Source organism: Cupriavidus sp. MEYA8, assembly GCF_059278825.1.
In genome coordinates, this window is sequence record NZ_CM181221.1 from 1,017,712 (window position 1) to 1,032,781 (window position 15,070).

Consider the following 15,070-nt stretch of genomic DNA (forward strand, 5'->3'; position numbering starts at 1 on the left):
GATAACCAAGACTCACCGACCGCACACCAATAAGCGTCCTATGGCAACCACGCTCAACCCCAACCTGCTGCTCGCGATCGCGCTGGCGCCGCTAGCCGGCTCAGCGATCGCCGGCCTGTTCGGTACCAAGTTCTTTGGCCTGTTTTCCTCGGAGTCGCGCGGCGGCCGGATCGTGGCCCACACCTCGACCATCCTGGGCGTGGCCATTTCCTTCGTGCTGTCGGTGATGGTGCTGCTCGACGTGATGAACGGCGCCGGCTACAACGGCACCGTGTACGAGTGGATGGCCATCGGCGACCTGAAGATGGAGGTCGGCTTCCTGGTCGACTCGCTGACCGCGATGATGATGGTCGTGGTGACCTTCGTCTCGCTGATGGTGCATATCTACACCGTCGGCTACATGGACGGAGACCCCGGCTACAACCGCTTCTTTGCCTACATCTCGCTCTTCACCTTCTCGATGCTGATGCTGGTGATGAGCAACAACTTCCTGCAGCTGTTCTTCGGCTGGGAAGCGGTGGGCCTGGTGTCGTACCTGCTGATCGGCTTCTGGTACACGCGCCCGACCGCGATCTTCGCCAACCTGAAGGCGTTCCTGGTCAACCGTGTCGGTGACTTCGGCTTTATCCTGGGCATCGGCCTGCTGCTGGCCTACAGCGGCAGCATGAACTACACCGAAGTATTCGCCGCGCGTGACCAGCTGGCTACCGTGGTTTTCCCGGGCACCGACTGGATGATGATCACCGTCGCGTGCATCTGCCTGTTCATCGGCGCGATGGGCAAGTCGGCGCAGTTCCCGCTGCACGTCTGGCTGCCTGACTCGATGGAAGGCCCGACCCCGATTTCCGCACTGATCCACGCGGCAACGATGGTGACGGCCGGCATCTTCATGGTCGCGCGCATGTCGCCGCTGTTCGAGCTGTCGGACGCCGCGCTGTCGTTCGTGCTGGTGATCGGCGCCATCACCGCGCTGTTCATGGGCTTCCTGGGCATCATCCAGAACGACATCAAGCGCGTGGTCGCTTACTCGACGCTGTCGCAGCTGGGCTACATGACCGTGGCGCTGGGTGCGTCGGCCTATTCGGTGGCCGTGTTCCACCTGATGACCCACGCCTTCTTCAAGGCGCTGCTGTTCCTGGGCGCGGGCTCGGTCATCATCGGCATGCACCACGACCAGGACATCCGCAACATGGGCGGCCTGCGCAAGTACATGCCGATCACCTGGATCACCTCGCTGGTGGGTTCGCTGGCGCTGATCGGCACGCCGTTCTTCGCGGGCTTCTACTCCAAGGACTCGATCATCGAGGCCGTGGCCGAGTCGCATATCGCCGGTTCGGGCTTTGCCTACTACGCCGTGCTGGCTGGCGTGTTTGTGACCGCGTTCTACTCGTTCCGCATGTACTTCCTGGTCTTCCACGGCAAGGAGCGCTGGGGCCAGAACCATGCGCACCAGCACCATGAGGGCGACCACGAGGACGAGGAAGTCTCGCTCGACCACCACCATGGCCTGTCCGCCGGCGAGAAGCCGCACGAGTCGCCGTGGGTGGTGACGCTGCCGCTGGTGCTGCTGGCGATTCCGTCGGTGATCATCGGCGCCATCGCGATCGAGCCGATGCTGTTCGGCAACTTCTTCAAGATGGGCGTCGCGTTCAAGGACGTGATCTTCGTCGGCGAGAACCACCACGCCATGGCCGAGCTGAAGGAAGCCTTCCACGGCTGGGTGCCGATGGCGCTGCACTCGCTGACCACGCCCGTGCTGTGGCTGGCCATTGCCGGTGTCGTGCTGTCGTGGTTCTTCTACATGAAGCGCCCGGATATCCCCGAGGCTATCGCGAACCGCTTCTCGGGCCTGTACAAGCTGCTCGACAACAAGTACTACATGGACGCCATCAACCAGGCCGTGTTCGCCCGCGGCGCACGCCTGCTCGGTACCGGCCTGTGGAAGGGCGGCGACCAGAGCGTGATCGACGGCCTGTTCGTCAACGGCGCGGCGCGTGTGGTGGCTTCGTTCGCTTCGGCCAGCCGCTACCTGCAGTCGGGCTATATCTACCACTACGCATTTGCGATGATCGTCGGCATGCTGGTGCTGCTGACGCTGACGGTCACCGGTGTGATCGGCACCAAGTGATAGGCACCAAGTAAGGAAAACATAGAAATGGTTCTGTCTTTCTCAATCTGGCTGCCTGTCTTTTTCGGCCTGCTGATCCTGGCCTTCGGCTCGGACCGCAGCCCGGGCTTCGTGCGGTGGATGTCGCTGTTCGGCTCGATCGCCAGCTTCGTCGTGACGCTGCCGCTGGTATTCCACTTCGACCGCGCCAGCGCGGCGATGCAGTTCATCGAAAAGGCGAACTGGATCGAGCGCTTCAACATCCATTACCTGCTGGGCGTCGACGGTATCTCGATGTGGTTCGTGGTGCTGACCGCATTCATCACGGTGATCGTGGTGATCTCGGCCTGGGAAGTGATCACCGAGCGCGTGGCCGAGTACATGGCCTCGTTCCTGATCCTGTCCGGCTTGATGGTCGGCGTGTTCTGCGCGCTCGACGGCATGCTCTTCTACGTGTTCTTCGAAGCCACGCTGATCCCGATGTACATCATCATCGGCGTCTGGGGCGGCGCGAACCGTGTGTACGCGGCCTTCAAGTTCTTCCTGTACACGCTGCTGGGCTCGCTGCTGACCCTGGTCGCGCTGCTGTACCTGTACAACAAGACCGGCACGTTCGACATCCTGCAATGGCACCAGGCCAAGCTGTCGATGAACGAGCAGATCGCGATCTTCATTGCCTTCTTCGTCGCCTTCGCGGTCAAGGTGCCGATGTGGCCGGTGCACACCTGGCTGCCCGACGCCCACGTGGAAGCGCCGACCGGCGGTTCGGTGGTGCTGGCCGCCATCATGCTGAAGCTGGGCGCCTACGGCTTCCTGCGGTTCTCGCTGCCGATCGCGCCTGACGCGAGCCACTACCTGGCTCCGTTCATCATCACGATCTCGCTGATCGCCGTGATCTACATTGGCCTGGTGGCGCTGGTGCAGGCCGACATGAAGAAACTGGTGGCGTACTCGTCGATCGCCCACATGGGCTTCGTCACGCTGGGCTTCTTCATCTTCAGCGATATCGGCGTCGAAGGCGGCATCATCCAGATGATCTCGCACGGCTTTATCTCGGGCGCCATGTTCCTTTGCATCGGCGTGCTGTATGACCGCGTGCACTCCCGCCAGATCGCCGACTACGGCGGCGTGGTGAACACCATGCCGAAGTTCGCCGCGCTGTCTGTGTTCTTCGCGATGGCCAACTGCGGCCTGCCGGCTACCTCGGGCTTCGTCGGTGAATTCATGGTGATCCTGGGCGCCGTCAAGTTCAACTTCTGGATCGGCCTGCTGGCTGCCACCGCCCTGATCTTCGGCGCTGCCTATTCGCTGTGGATGGTCAAGCGCGTGATCTTCGGCGACGTCGTGCACCAGCACGTGCGCGAGCTGGTCGACCTGAACAAGCGTGAGTTCGTCATGCTCGGCCTGCTGGCCATCATGACGCTGTATATGGGCCTGCACCCGAAGCCCTTTACCGACGCGATGCACCCGTCCGTGGTCAACCTGCTGCAGCACGCGGCGCAGTCCAAGCTGTAAGCGGGGAGAGAAATCATTATGCAACCGTCCTCGACACTCGCCCCCGTGGCGCCGATTATTTTCCTGGCGATCGCCATTGGCGCGGTCAACTGGATCGACCTTGCACGCGGCAGGGGCAAGCAGAGCGTGGCCTATCCGCTGTCGCTGCTGACCACCCTGGTGCTGACCGTATGGTTCGGCCTGAACGCCGCCAGCGGCGAGACGCACTACGCGTTCTCCAACCTGGTGGTGATCGACCCGATGGCCAACGTGCTGTCGGCGTTCTGCGCCGCCGGCCTGTTTGTCACGCTGGTCTATACGCGCAGCTACCTGGCCGATCGCAACATGTTCGCCGGCGAGTTCTACCAGCTCGCGCTGTTCACGCTCGGCGGCCAGATCGTGATGATCACCGGCAACAACTTCCTGACCCTGTACCTGGGCCTGGAACTGCTGTCGCTGTCGTCGTACGCGCTGGTGGCGCTGCGCCGTGAATCGCGCGTGACCTCGGAATCGGCCATGAAGTATTTCGTGCTGGGCGCGCTGGCTTCGGGCTTCCTGCTGTACGGCATCTCGATGATGTACGGCGCCACCGGTTCGCTGAACCTGGGCGAGGTGTTCCGCGTGGTCGAGTCGGGCCGCGTCAATACCACGATGCTGGCCTTTGGCGTGGTGTTCATCGTCGCCGGCCTGTCGTTCAAGCTGGGCGCCGCGCCGTTCCACATGTGGATCCCGGATATCTACCAGGGTTCGCCGACCGCGGTGACGCTGCTGATCGCGGGCGGCCCGAAGGTTGCCGCGTTCGCGCTGTTTATCCGCGTGCTGGTGGAAGGCCTGCTGCCGCTGGCCAATGACTGGCAGATGATGCTGGTGGTGCTGTCGATCGTGTCGCTGGCGATCGGCAACCTGACCGCCATCGTCCAGTCTAACCTGAAGCGGATGCTGGCGTACTCGACCATTTCGCACATGGGCTTCGTGCTGCTGGGCCTGCTGTCGGGCGTGGTGGCCAACAAGGCTGACGGCGCCGCCGATGCGTACAGCTCGGCGATGTTCTATTCGGTGACCTACCTGCTGACCACGCTGGGCACCTTCGGCATCATCCTGCTGCGCACCACCAAGGGCTTCGAGGCCGAGACGCTGGAAGACCTGAAGGGCATGTCGCGCCGCAACCCGTGGTTCGCCTTCCTGATGCTGGTGATGATGTTCTCGCTGGCCGGCATCCCGCCGACCGTGGGCTTCTACGCCAAGCTGGCCGTGCTGGACGCGGTAATCAAGGCTGGCATGAGCTGGCTGGCCGTGGTGGCGGTGATGTTCTCGCTGATCGGCGCGTTCTACTACCTGCGCATCGTCAAGCTGATGTACTTCGATGAGCCGGCTGGCGAAGAGCAGCTGGAAGCGACCGCCGGCCTGCGCTCGATGCTGACGCTGAACGGCGCCGCCGTGATCGTGCTGGGCTTCTTCCCGGCCGCGCTGATGAACCTGTGCTACCAGGCCATCCGCTCGACCCTGGGCTCCTGATCGGCCAACGTCCATGAGCGCATCCGCAAGCGGCTGGTTTGTCATACTGCTGGCACTGATCAGTGCAAACCTGCCGTTTGTGAACCAGCGCCTGTTCATGGCGATCCCGCTCCGGTGGGCGCGCAAGCCGCTGTGGCTGCGCCTGCTGGAGCTGATCGTCTGGTACGCGGTGGCCGGTGCCGCCGGTTTCGCGGTCGAGGCCAGCCTCGGCAATGCCTTCCCGCAGGGCTGGCAGTTCTACGCCATCACCGCCTGCATGATGCTGGTGTTCGCCTTCCCGGGCTTCACCTGGCAATACCTCGTCAAACACCGCACGGCCTGAAGCCGGTCTTGTCGGCGCCGGGCCTGCCTGATCCGGAGCGTTCATGACCGACAAGATCCAACGCGGCACCCAGTCTCTCGCCGACCCCGCCGGCCACACCGCGAACGACGACGCACTGAAGGAAGTCTGCGTCGCCTCGGCCACGGTCCATCGCGGCAAATTCCTCACCCTGAAGCAAGACATCGTCCGCCTGCCCGATGGCAAGCAGACCGGGCGCGAGTACATCGTGCATCCGGGCGCGGTGATGATGATCCCGTTGTTCGACGATGGCACCGTCCTGATGGAACGGCAGTTCCGCTATCCGGTCGGCGAAGTCATGCTGGAATTCCCGGCCGGCAAGCTCGACCCGCAAGAGGGCGCGCAACGCTGCGGCGAGCGCGAGCTGCAGGAAGAGACCGGCTATACGGCCCGGCGCTGGGACTACCTGACTCGCATCCACCCGGTCATCTCCTACTCGACCGAATTCATCGACGTCTTCCTGGCGCGCGACCTGACGCACGGCGAGGCGCAGCTGGACGATGGCGAGTTCCTGGAGACGTTCATCGCGCCGGTGGGGCAGGTGATCGACTGGGTGCGCAGCGGCCGCATCAGCGATGTGAAGACCATCATCGGCGCGTTCTGGCTGGAGAAAATCGTTTCCGGCGCGTGGCAGCCGGGCGAGCAAACGGTGCCGGGCTGACTCGCTCCGGCAGCGGGGCGCGCACTGCGCTAAGCTGGTTGTGGGGCGATAAACGTATGTGCTGAACACCGCATGTTCGTTCTACGAACGGTCGTTCGAAAAAATTTAGCACGACCGTTCACAAAATTTCGATTCGCGGATAATATAGCTTTTGACGGGCTGGAAAGATCATGAAGGTGCTCGACCTGCGCTGCGCGCATGACCATCGTTTCGAGGGCTGGTTTGCCTCGGAGGAAGAAGCGCAGTCGCAAATCGCGCGCGACCTCGTCCAATGCCCGGTCTGTGGCGACCATGCCGTGACGCGGCTGCCCAGCGCGCCGCGCCTGAACCTGTCAGGCGCGACCGCGCCGAAGGCGGCTGGCAAGCCGGCGCAGCCAGCGGCAACCGCCGCGGCACCGGCGGCACTGCAAGCGCTGTACATGAAGGCAGTGAAGCAGGTGCTGGCCCAGACCGAGGACGTTGGCGACCGCTTTGCCGAGGAGGCGAGGCGCATGCACTACGATGAAGCGCCGGAACGCGGAATCCGCGGCTCGGCTTCGCCGGAGGAAGTGCAGGCGCTGGCCGAGGAGGGCATCGAGACTTTCCCGCTTATCGTGCCGGATGCGCTGAAGCAGACGGCTCACTGAATTGCGTCCTGTGCCCGTTGCTGTCGGCGCATGACGCGCAAGGCAGAACAAACCGCCGGCAGCCTGAGACGATGCCGGCACCATCATGGAGACGGGCATGGATCTCAACTACTCGGCGTCCGACAACGCCTTCCGCGAGGAAGTGCGTAGCTGGCTCGAAGCCAACTTGCCGGCGGACATCCGCAGCAAGATTCTCAACCACCGCCGTCCGAACCGCGACGACCTGGTGCGCTGGCACAAGATCCTCGCCGGCAAGGGCTGGTCGGCGCCGCACTGGCCCGTCCAATTCGGCGGCACCGGCTGGAACGCCACCCAGCGCCATATCTGGGACGAAGAGAATGCCCGCGTCGGCGCGCCCGGCGTGCTGCCGTTCGGCGTGGCCATGGTTGCGCCCGTGATCATGAAGTACGGCAACGAGCAGCAGAAGTCGTACTACCTGCCGCGCATCCTGGACTGCACCGACTGGTGGTGCCAGGGCTATTCGGAGCCGGGCTCGGGTTCGGACCTGGCCTCGCTGAAGACCCGCGCCGAGCTGACTTCGGACGGCAAGCACTACATCGTCAACGGCCAGAAGACCTGGACCACGCTCGGCCAGCACGCCGACATGATCTTCTGCCTGGTCCGCACCGATCCGGAAGCCAAGAAGCAGGAAGGCATCTCGTTCCTGCTGATCGACATGAAGACCCCGGGCATCACCGTGCGCCCGATCATCATGCTGGACGAAGAGCATGAAGTGAACGAGGTCTTCTTCGACAACGTCAAGGTGCCGGTCGAGAACCGCGTCGGCGAAGAGAACAAGGGCTGGACCTACGCCAAGTACCTGCTCGGCCACGAGCGTACCGGCATTGCCCGCGTGGGCAACTCCAAGCGCGAGCTGGGCTTCCTGAAGCGCGTGGCGCGCCAGCAGCAGAAGAACGGCAAGCCGCTGCTGGAGGATCCGGTGTTCGGCGCCAAGGTGGCCGCGCTGGAAATCGAACTGATGGCGCTGGAGATCACGGTGCTGCGCGTGGTGTCGAGCGAAGCCGCCGGCAAGGGCCCCGGTCCCGAGGCGTCGATGCTCAAGATCAAGGGCACCGAGATCCAGCAGCTGCTGACCGAGTTGATGGTCGAGGCCGTCGGCCCGTACGCCCAGCCGTTCGACACGGCCTACCTGGAGTGCGAGACCGAGCATGCGGTGACCGGCTACGACGACGCCGCGCCGCTGTCCGCGTACTACTTCAACTATCGCAAGACCTCCATCTACGGCGGGTCCAACGAAATTCAGAAGAACATCATCAGCCAGATGATTCTGGGGCTGTGAGGACAGGAAGGAGATAGGTAACATGAACTTCAATCTCAGCGACGAACAGAAGCAACTGGCCGACGCCGTCCGCCGTTTTGTCGAGAAAGACTACGGTTTCGAGGACCGCAAGAAGAACTACGAAAGCGCCGCCGGCTATGGCGAATCCGCGTGGGGCTCGCTGGTCGAGCTCGGCCTGACCGCGCTGCCGGTGCCGGAAGCGCAGGGTGGCTTCTCGGGCAAGGCGCTCGACATGATGGTGGTGCAGCAGGAGCTGGGCCGTGGCCTGGTGGTCGAGCCGTACCTGGCCACCGTGGTGGGTGCCTACGCACTGGGCCTGGCCGGCGGCCAGGACGCGCTGCTGGAGCAGGTCGCCGGCGGCGAGCTGAAGCTGGCCGTGGCCTTCAACGAGCCGCAGGCGCGCTATGAGCTGAACAACGTGCGCGTTACAGCCCGCGACGGCAAGCTCAACGGCCGCAAGACCGTGGTGCTGCACGGCGGCCAGGCCGACAAGCTGATCGTGTCGGCGCGCAGCAGCGGCGGCGATGCCGACCAGGATGGCATCTCGCTGTTCCTGGTGGATGCCAAGGGCGCCGGTGTCAGCATCAAGGACTATCGCACCATCGACAACCTGCGCGCGGCCGACATCACGTTCCAGGACGCGCCGGCGCAACTGCTGGGCGAGGCCGGCAAGGGCTTCGCGCTGGTCGAGCAGGTGGCCGACTATGCCGCGGTGCTGCTGTGCGCCGAGGCCGTGGGCGTGATGGACACGCTCAACGCAGCCACGCTGGAATACGCCAAGACGCGCCAGCAGTTCGGCCAGCCGATCGCACGCTTCCAGGCGCTGCAGCATCGCATGGTCGAGATGTTCATCCATGCCGAGCAGTCGCGTTCGATCACGCTGCTGGCCGCTGCCCGTTTTGAAGAGGCCACGCCGGAAGAGCGCCGCCGCTACGTTTCCGCCGCCAAGGCGCGCGTGGGGCAGGCAGCGCGCACGGTCGGCCAGGAAGCGGTGCAGATCCACGGGGGCATGGGCGTGACCAACGAACTGCCGGCCGCGCACATGTTCAAGCGCCTGACGCTGATCAACACCACCTTCGGTGACGTGGATCACCACCTGGGCCGGTTTGCCGCCCAGCCGGGGTTCCAGGAAGCAGCCTGATCCTCTCGTCTGCCATGCCAGTCAAAACCGCGCCGTATTCCCAGGCGCGGTTTTTTTCTTTGCGCGCTGTTAGGGACGGGTTCGGCAAATACGGACGCTGAGCCCTGGCATGCATGCGATCATCGTCGGGACAAGGCCGTCGCCATCCCAGGCTAACAATTACGGAGAGACAAGCAATGCTGTATTTCGAGGACTTTGAGGTCGGCAGCCGCCGCGAACTGGGCTCCTACGTCGTCACCGAGGAAGAACTCCTCGCCTTTGCCCGCCAATACGACCCGCAGCCGTTCCATATCGACAAGGAAGCGGCTGCCAAGAGCATCTACGGGGGGCTGATCTCGAGCGGCTGGATGACCTGCTCGATCATGATGCGCCTGCTGGTGCTGAGCACCACCGGCAAGTCGGCCAGCATGGGCTCGCCCGGCGTGGACGAGATCCGCTGGATCAAGCCGGTCTATGCCGGCGACACGCTGACCGTGGTGCTCAACGTGCTGGACACGCGAGCCTCGCAATCGAAGCCGGACCGCGGCATCGTGCATACCCAGTGGGAAGCCACCAACCAGCGCGGCGAACTGGTCTGCACCGTCAAGGGCATGGGCATGTACGGCCGCCGCCCCGCATAACGACACATCCACCCACCCATCGAGGAGACAACCGAAATGCGTACCATCGCAACGCTGGAAGAGCTGGAAGGCCTGCAAGGGCAGGAAGTCGCGGTCAGCGACTGGATGGAGGTGACCCAGCAGCAGGTCAACCAGTTTGCCGAGGCTACCGGCGACCACCAGTGGATCCACGTCGACGTGGAGCGCGCCAAGAAGGAGTCGCCCTATGGCGCCCCGATCGCCCATGGCTTCCTGACGCTGTCGCTGCTGCCCAAGTTCATGCACAACGCGCTGCACATGCCGTCGAAGATCGGCGTCAACTATGGCCTGAACCGCGTGCGCTTCACCGCGCCCGTGCCGGTGGGCAGCAAATTGCGGGCACGAATCAAGCTGCTGAAGGTCGAACGGCTCGATCCGCTGCCCAAGTCGCCGGAGCTGGCGGGTGCCCAGTCCACCTGGGAGGTGACGATAGAGCGCGAGGGCAGCGAGCGTCCGGTATGTGTCGCGGAGTCGATTTCCCGCCGCTACGGATGATCGGCAAACGGCCGCGTGGCGTTGAGCTGCGACAAAGGTTCTGACGCACTGCGACAATATGCCACACGAAAACGTCGCACCCACAAAGCCGCGCCAATGCGCGGCTTTGTGCATATTTATAGGCGAAATTGTGATCTTGACGGCAATCAAATGCTGCGATGCGGCGACAGCACATGATTGTCCGTTTATCTGAACTCTGTGTTCTGTGGCGTTGGGTTTACCCTCAATGTTGCGTTGCGGTACATTCGCGCCCACGATGTTTTACGTGTTGCGCTCCCCGGCCGAAAACCGCGCTTGCCACCAGGTTGCTGAAGGCAAGTCCGTCGGGAAGTGCAAAAACCTCGTATTCCAACGCTACCCGGCCGCTGTACTGAGCCGGGACCGTTCGCGGTTTCGGCCACCAGGTGCCGCAGCGCCGGCAAGGTCCACAGGGCCTGCAGCGCGCGCAGTCAGTTGTCCTTCCGTGTTCATGGCGTTGCAAGGCCGCATGGTCCTCCGGCGTTAGATTCGCCGCCCGACCGCAACGCCAGCTAAGGACACGTCCTTCCGGTTTTCCCATAGCCCCACGCCTCTTGCGCGAGCATCAGGCGGTTTAGCCACGCTTTTGCCCAAAGCGCGGTGTAACCAAACCAGTCGTGACATGAAGAAACCAATACTGCCGCGTTGGACGCGGTTCCTGCCCTGCCTCGGCCTGCTCCTGCTGGCCGGCTGCAACATGACGCTGCTCGACCCGAAAGGGCAGGTTGGCGTCGATATCAAGAACATCATCCTGATCGCCACCTGGCTCATGCTGCTGGTGGTGGTGCCGGTGATCGTGCTCACGCTGGTGTTCGCCTGGAAGTACCGCGCGTCCAATACCAAGGCGCGCTACGAGCCGGACTGGTCGCACTCGACCGCGATCGAAGTGGTGGTGTGGCTGATCCCGTGCCTGATCATCATCGCGCTGGGCATCATCACCTGGAAGTCCTCGCACGACCTGGACCCGTACAAGCCGCTGGAATCGAACAAGAAGCCGGTCACCGTCGAGGTGGTGGCGCTGAACTGGAAGTGGCTGTTCATCTATCCGGAACTGAAGATCGCGACCGTCAACCAGATCGCGTTCCCGGTCGACACCCCGGTGAACTTCAAGATCACCTCGGATTCGATCATGAATTCGTTCTTCATCCCGCAACTGGGCAGCCAGGTGTATGCCATGGCAGGGATGGAGACCAAGCTGCACCTGATCGCCAACCATGCCGGCTCGTATGACGGCGTGTCCGCCAACTACAGCGGCGGCGGCTTCTCGGGCATGAAGTTCAAGGCGGTCGCCATGTCGAACTACGAGTTCGACGAGTGGGTCGCCAAGGTCCGCGCCTCGTCGACCGAACTGGGCGTTGAAGGCTACAAGACGCTGGCACAACCCAGCGAGAGGGAGCCGGTCACGTACTACGGCAAGGTGGAAGACCAGCTCTTCCACAACATCCTGCACAAGTACATGGACCACAGCGGCACTGCGGTTGCCGACAAGGGTTTCAAGGGCGGCCCGATCTGCACGTCGCGCAATACCCTCGGTGAAGAGCAGCTGTCGATGACCACGCCGGCCAAGCTGCCGGCGGGCGCGTAATCCTGGGAGCAATGATGTTTGGCAAGTTGAGTTTGTCGGCGATTCCGTTTCATGAGCCGATCATCATGGTCGTGCTGGCCGGCGTCGCCCTGGGCGGTGCCGCGCTGCTAGGCGCGATCACATATTTCAAGAAGTGGGGCTATCTCTGGAACGAGTGGTTCACGTCAGTCGATCACAAGAAGATCGGCGTGATGTACTGCCTGGTCGCCCTGATCATGCTGCTGCGCGGCTTTGCCGACGCGGTCATGATGCGTACCCAGCTGGCGCTCGCCACCAATGGCGCCACCGGCGTGCTGCCGCCCGAGCACTACGACCAGATCTTCACCGCCCACGGCGTGATCATGATCTTCTTCGTGGCCATGCCGCTGATGACCGGCCTGATGAACCTGGTCGTGCCGCTGCAGATCGGCGCGCGCGACGTGGCCTTCCCGTTCCTGAACACGCTGTCGTTCTGGCTGTTCGTGGCGGGCGCCATGCTGGTCAACGTCTCGCTGGGCGTCGGTGAATTCGCCAAGACCGGCTGGCTGGCCTACCCGCCGCTGTCGGGCCTGGATTACAGCCCTGGCGTGGGGGTGGACTATTACCTCTGGAGCTTGCAGATCTCGGGCCTGGGCACGCTGCTGACCGGCGTGAACTTCCTGGTGACGATCCTGCGCATGCGCGCCCCGGGCATGACCCTGATGCGCATGCCGGTGTTCACCTGGACCGCGCTGTGCACCAACGTGCTGATCGTGGCCGCCTTCCCGGTGCTGACCGTGACGCTGGCGCTGCTGGGCCTGGACCGCTACATCGGCACCCACTTCTTCACGAACGACGGTGGCGGCAACGCCATGATGTACGTGAACCTGATCTGGATCTGGGGCCACCCCGAGGTGTACATCCTGATCCTGCCGGCGTTCGGTATCTTCTCTGAAGTCATCTCCACGTTCTCGGGCAAGAAGCTGTTCGGCTACAAGGGCATGGTGTACGCGACCGCCGCGATCATGGTGCTGTCGTTCATCGTGTGGCTGCACCACTTCTTCACGATGGGCTCGGGCGCCAACGTCAACGCGTTCTTCGGCATCACGACCATGATCATCTCCATCCCGACCGGGGTGAAGATCTTCAACTGGCTGTTCACCATGTACCGCGGCCGGGTCCAGATGACCTCGCCGGTGCTGTGGACGCTGGGCTTCATGATCACCTTCGTGATCGGTGGCATGACCGGCGTGCTGATGGCCGTGCCGGCTGCAGACTTCGTGCTGCACAACAGCCTGTTCCTGATCGCCCACTTCCACAACGTGATCATCGGCGGCGTGCTGTTCGGCTACCTGGCCGGCATCACCTACTGGTGGCCGAAGGCGTTCGGCTTCACGCTGAACGAGCGCCTGGGCAAGTGCGCCTTCTGGTGCTGGCTGGTCGGCTTCTACTTCGCCTTCATGCCGCTGTACGTGCTGGGCCTGATGGGCATGACCCGCCGACTGAACCACACCGACAACCCGGCCTGGACGCCGTGGCTGTACCTGGCCGTGGTGGGCGTGGTGTTCGTGGCGCTGGGCATCTTCTTCCAGGTGCTGCAGATCGTCGTGTCGATCCGCGACCGCAAGAAGCTGGCAGACGTGACCGGCGATCCGTGGGGCGGCCGTACCCTGGAGTGGGCCACTTCGTCGCCGCCGCCGTTCTACAACTTCGCGCACACACCGGTGGTGCGTGACCTGGACGCGTTCGCCGACATGAAGGCCCGCGGCGAGACCCTGCCGACCGAAGGCTACGAGAAGATCCACATGCCCAAGAACACGGGCGCGGGCTTCATCATCGGCGCCTTCAGCCTGGTGTTCGGCTTTGCCCTGACCTGGCATATCTGGTGGATGGCCATCGTTGGCCTGGTGGGCATGGTGTGGGCGTTTATCCACCGCAGCAACGACGACCATATCGACTACTACGTGCCGGCCACCGAGGTCGAGCAGATCGAAACGCGCCATCTGCAGCGCATTGCTTCGCAGGCCTAAGAACCATGTCGACTCAAGTCCTAGACCGCATCCCCGCGCAGGCCGGAGCCTCGGCCCACGCCGACGCGCATGACCATGCGCACCACGATACCAGTGCCAATACGGTGTATGGCTTCTGGATCTACCTGATGAGCGACTGCATCATCTTCGCCGGGCTGTTCGCCACCTTCGCCGTGCTGCGCGGCGAGCTGGCGGGCGGGCCGTCGGCGAAGGAGCTGTTCGAGCTCAACTACGTGCTGGTGGAGACCTTCATCCTGCTGTTCTCCTCGATCACGTACGGCATGGCGATGATCTCGCTGCAGAACCGCAGCCTCAAGCACGTGCAGACCTGGCTCGGCGTGACGTTCCTGCTGGGCGCGGCGTTCATGGCGATGGAAATCAACGAGTTCCACCACCTGATCGCCGAAGGCGCCGGCCCGGGCCGCAGCGCGTTCCTGTCGTCGTTCTTCACGCTGGTCGGCACCCACGGCCTGCACGTCGCCAGCGGCATGCTGTGGATGATCGTGCTGATGTGGCAGCTGGGCAAGAAGGGCATCACCCCGACGCTCAGCAAGCGCCTGATGTGCCTGTCGCTGTTCTGGCACTTTCTGGACGTGGTCTGGATCGGCGTGTTTACCGTGGTCTACCTGATGGGACATCTGTGATGGCACAACACAACGCACCGGCGGCGCACGCCACTCGTGATTCGCATGGCGCGCATGCCGCGCACGACTCGCACAGCACCCACGCCAGCTTCAAGGGCTACGCGATCGGCTTCATCCTCGCGGTGATCCTGACCGTGATCCCGTTCAAGCTGGTGATGGACGGCAGCATGGACAAGGGCACGATCCTGTGGATCATCCTCGGCATGGCCGCGGTCCAGATCCTGGTCCACCTGAAGTACTTCCTGCACCTGGACACGTCGTCCGACCAGCGCAGCAACGTGATCGCGCTGCTGTTCACGGCGCTGATCCTGGTGATCGTCGTGGCGGGTTCGCTGTGGATCATGCACAACCTGAACACCAACATGATGGTGATGTAAGGACTGGCGTCCTGGCATCGGAAAACGGGGCCCCGCGAGGGGCCCCGTTTTTATTTGCGCCGCCGGCCGTCGGCGTGGTGCCCGGCCCTGGTGCGGCGGTGCGCACCGGCTGGCGTCTTCTGCAAGCGGTCCGCACAGAAT

General features: G+C 63.4%; 14 protein-coding genes. All 14 read left to right on the forward strand.

Annotated features, from left to right (window positions below; all coding sequences use genetic code 11):
- Positions 1–40: 40 nt before the first annotated feature.
- The 14 genes from nuoL (at position 41) to cyoD (ending at position 14,929) form a co-directional block, all read left to right on the forward strand.
- Positions 41–2,128, forward strand: a complete 2,088-nt coding sequence (nuoL, locus tag AC5WJ1_RS04720; RefSeq protein ID WP_133094169.1) for an NADH-quinone oxidoreductase subunit L — start codon at positions 41–43, stop codon at positions 2,126–2,128.
- A 27-nt stretch (positions 2,129–2,155) separates the two neighbouring features.
- Entirely contained in the window at positions 2,156–3,622 is a 1,467-nt protein-coding gene (locus AC5WJ1_RS04725; protein ID WP_135704884.1) for an NADH-quinone oxidoreductase subunit M, read from the forward strand.
- 18 nt (positions 3,623–3,640) lie between these two features.
- Positions 3,641–5,116, forward strand: coding sequence for an NADH-quinone oxidoreductase subunit NuoN (gene nuoN / locus AC5WJ1_RS04730; RefSeq protein ID WP_133094171.1), 1,476 nt, complete (start codon positions 3,641–3,643; stop codon positions 5,114–5,116).
- A gap of 13 nt (positions 5,117–5,129) precedes the next feature.
- Positions 5,130–5,438, forward strand: a complete 309-nt coding sequence (locus AC5WJ1_RS04735; protein ID WP_133094172.1) for a DUF2818 family protein — start codon at positions 5,130–5,132, stop codon at positions 5,436–5,438.
- A 43-nt stretch (positions 5,439–5,481) separates the two neighbouring features.
- Positions 5,482–6,117 (forward strand): NUDIX domain-containing protein, encoded by a 636-nt coding sequence (locus AC5WJ1_RS04740; RefSeq protein WP_195428132.1) that lies wholly within the window; start codon positions 5,482–5,484, stop codon positions 6,115–6,117.
- 170 nt (positions 6,118–6,287) lie between these two features.
- Positions 6,288–6,743 (forward strand): DUF1178 family protein, encoded by a 456-nt coding sequence (locus AC5WJ1_RS04745; protein ID WP_133094173.1) that lies wholly within the window; start codon positions 6,288–6,290, stop codon positions 6,741–6,743.
- Positions 6,744–6,840: 97 nt separating this feature from the next.
- On the forward strand, positions 6,841–8,043 hold the full coding sequence (locus AC5WJ1_RS04750) for an acyl-CoA dehydrogenase family protein (RefSeq protein ID WP_135704885.1): 1,203 nt from the start codon (positions 6,841–6,843) through the stop codon (positions 8,041–8,043).
- Positions 8,044–8,065: 22 nt separating this feature from the next.
- Positions 8,066–9,184 carry an acyl-CoA dehydrogenase family protein gene (locus tag AC5WJ1_RS04755; protein WP_135704886.1) on the forward strand — a complete coding sequence of 373 codons (1,119 nt, stop codon included), beginning with the start codon at positions 8,066–8,068 and terminating at the stop codon, positions 9,182–9,184.
- A 176-nt stretch (positions 9,185–9,360) separates the two neighbouring features.
- On the forward strand, positions 9,361–9,804 hold the full coding sequence (locus AC5WJ1_RS04760; RefSeq protein ID WP_133094176.1) for a MaoC family dehydratase: 444 nt from the start codon (positions 9,361–9,363) through the stop codon (positions 9,802–9,804).
- 36 nt (positions 9,805–9,840) lie between these two features.
- Positions 9,841–10,317, forward strand: coding sequence for a MaoC family dehydratase (locus AC5WJ1_RS04765; protein WP_116317541.1), 477 nt, complete (start codon positions 9,841–9,843; stop codon positions 10,315–10,317).
- A 640-nt stretch (positions 10,318–10,957) separates the two neighbouring features.
- Positions 10,958–11,920 (forward strand): ubiquinol oxidase subunit II, encoded by a 963-nt coding sequence (cyoA, locus tag AC5WJ1_RS04770; protein ID WP_133094177.1) that lies wholly within the window; start codon positions 10,958–10,960, stop codon positions 11,918–11,920.
- Between the two features lie 14 nt (positions 11,921–11,934).
- Positions 11,935–13,908 (forward strand): cytochrome o ubiquinol oxidase subunit I, encoded by a 1,974-nt coding sequence (cyoB, locus tag AC5WJ1_RS04775; protein WP_133094248.1) that lies wholly within the window; start codon positions 11,935–11,937, stop codon positions 13,906–13,908.
- Positions 13,909–13,913: 5 nt separating this feature from the next.
- Positions 13,914–14,552: a cytochrome o ubiquinol oxidase subunit III gene (gene cyoC, locus AC5WJ1_RS04780; RefSeq protein WP_063241489.1), complete on the forward strand. Its 639-nt coding sequence runs from the start codon at positions 13,914–13,916 to the stop codon at positions 14,550–14,552.
- Positions 14,552–14,929, forward strand: a complete 378-nt coding sequence (cyoD, locus tag AC5WJ1_RS04785) for a cytochrome o ubiquinol oxidase subunit IV (protein ID WP_135704889.1) — start codon at positions 14,552–14,554, stop codon at positions 14,927–14,929. The genes cyoC and cyoD overlap by 1 nt, the downstream gene beginning before the upstream one ends.
- Positions 14,930–15,070: the final 141 nt, after the last annotated feature.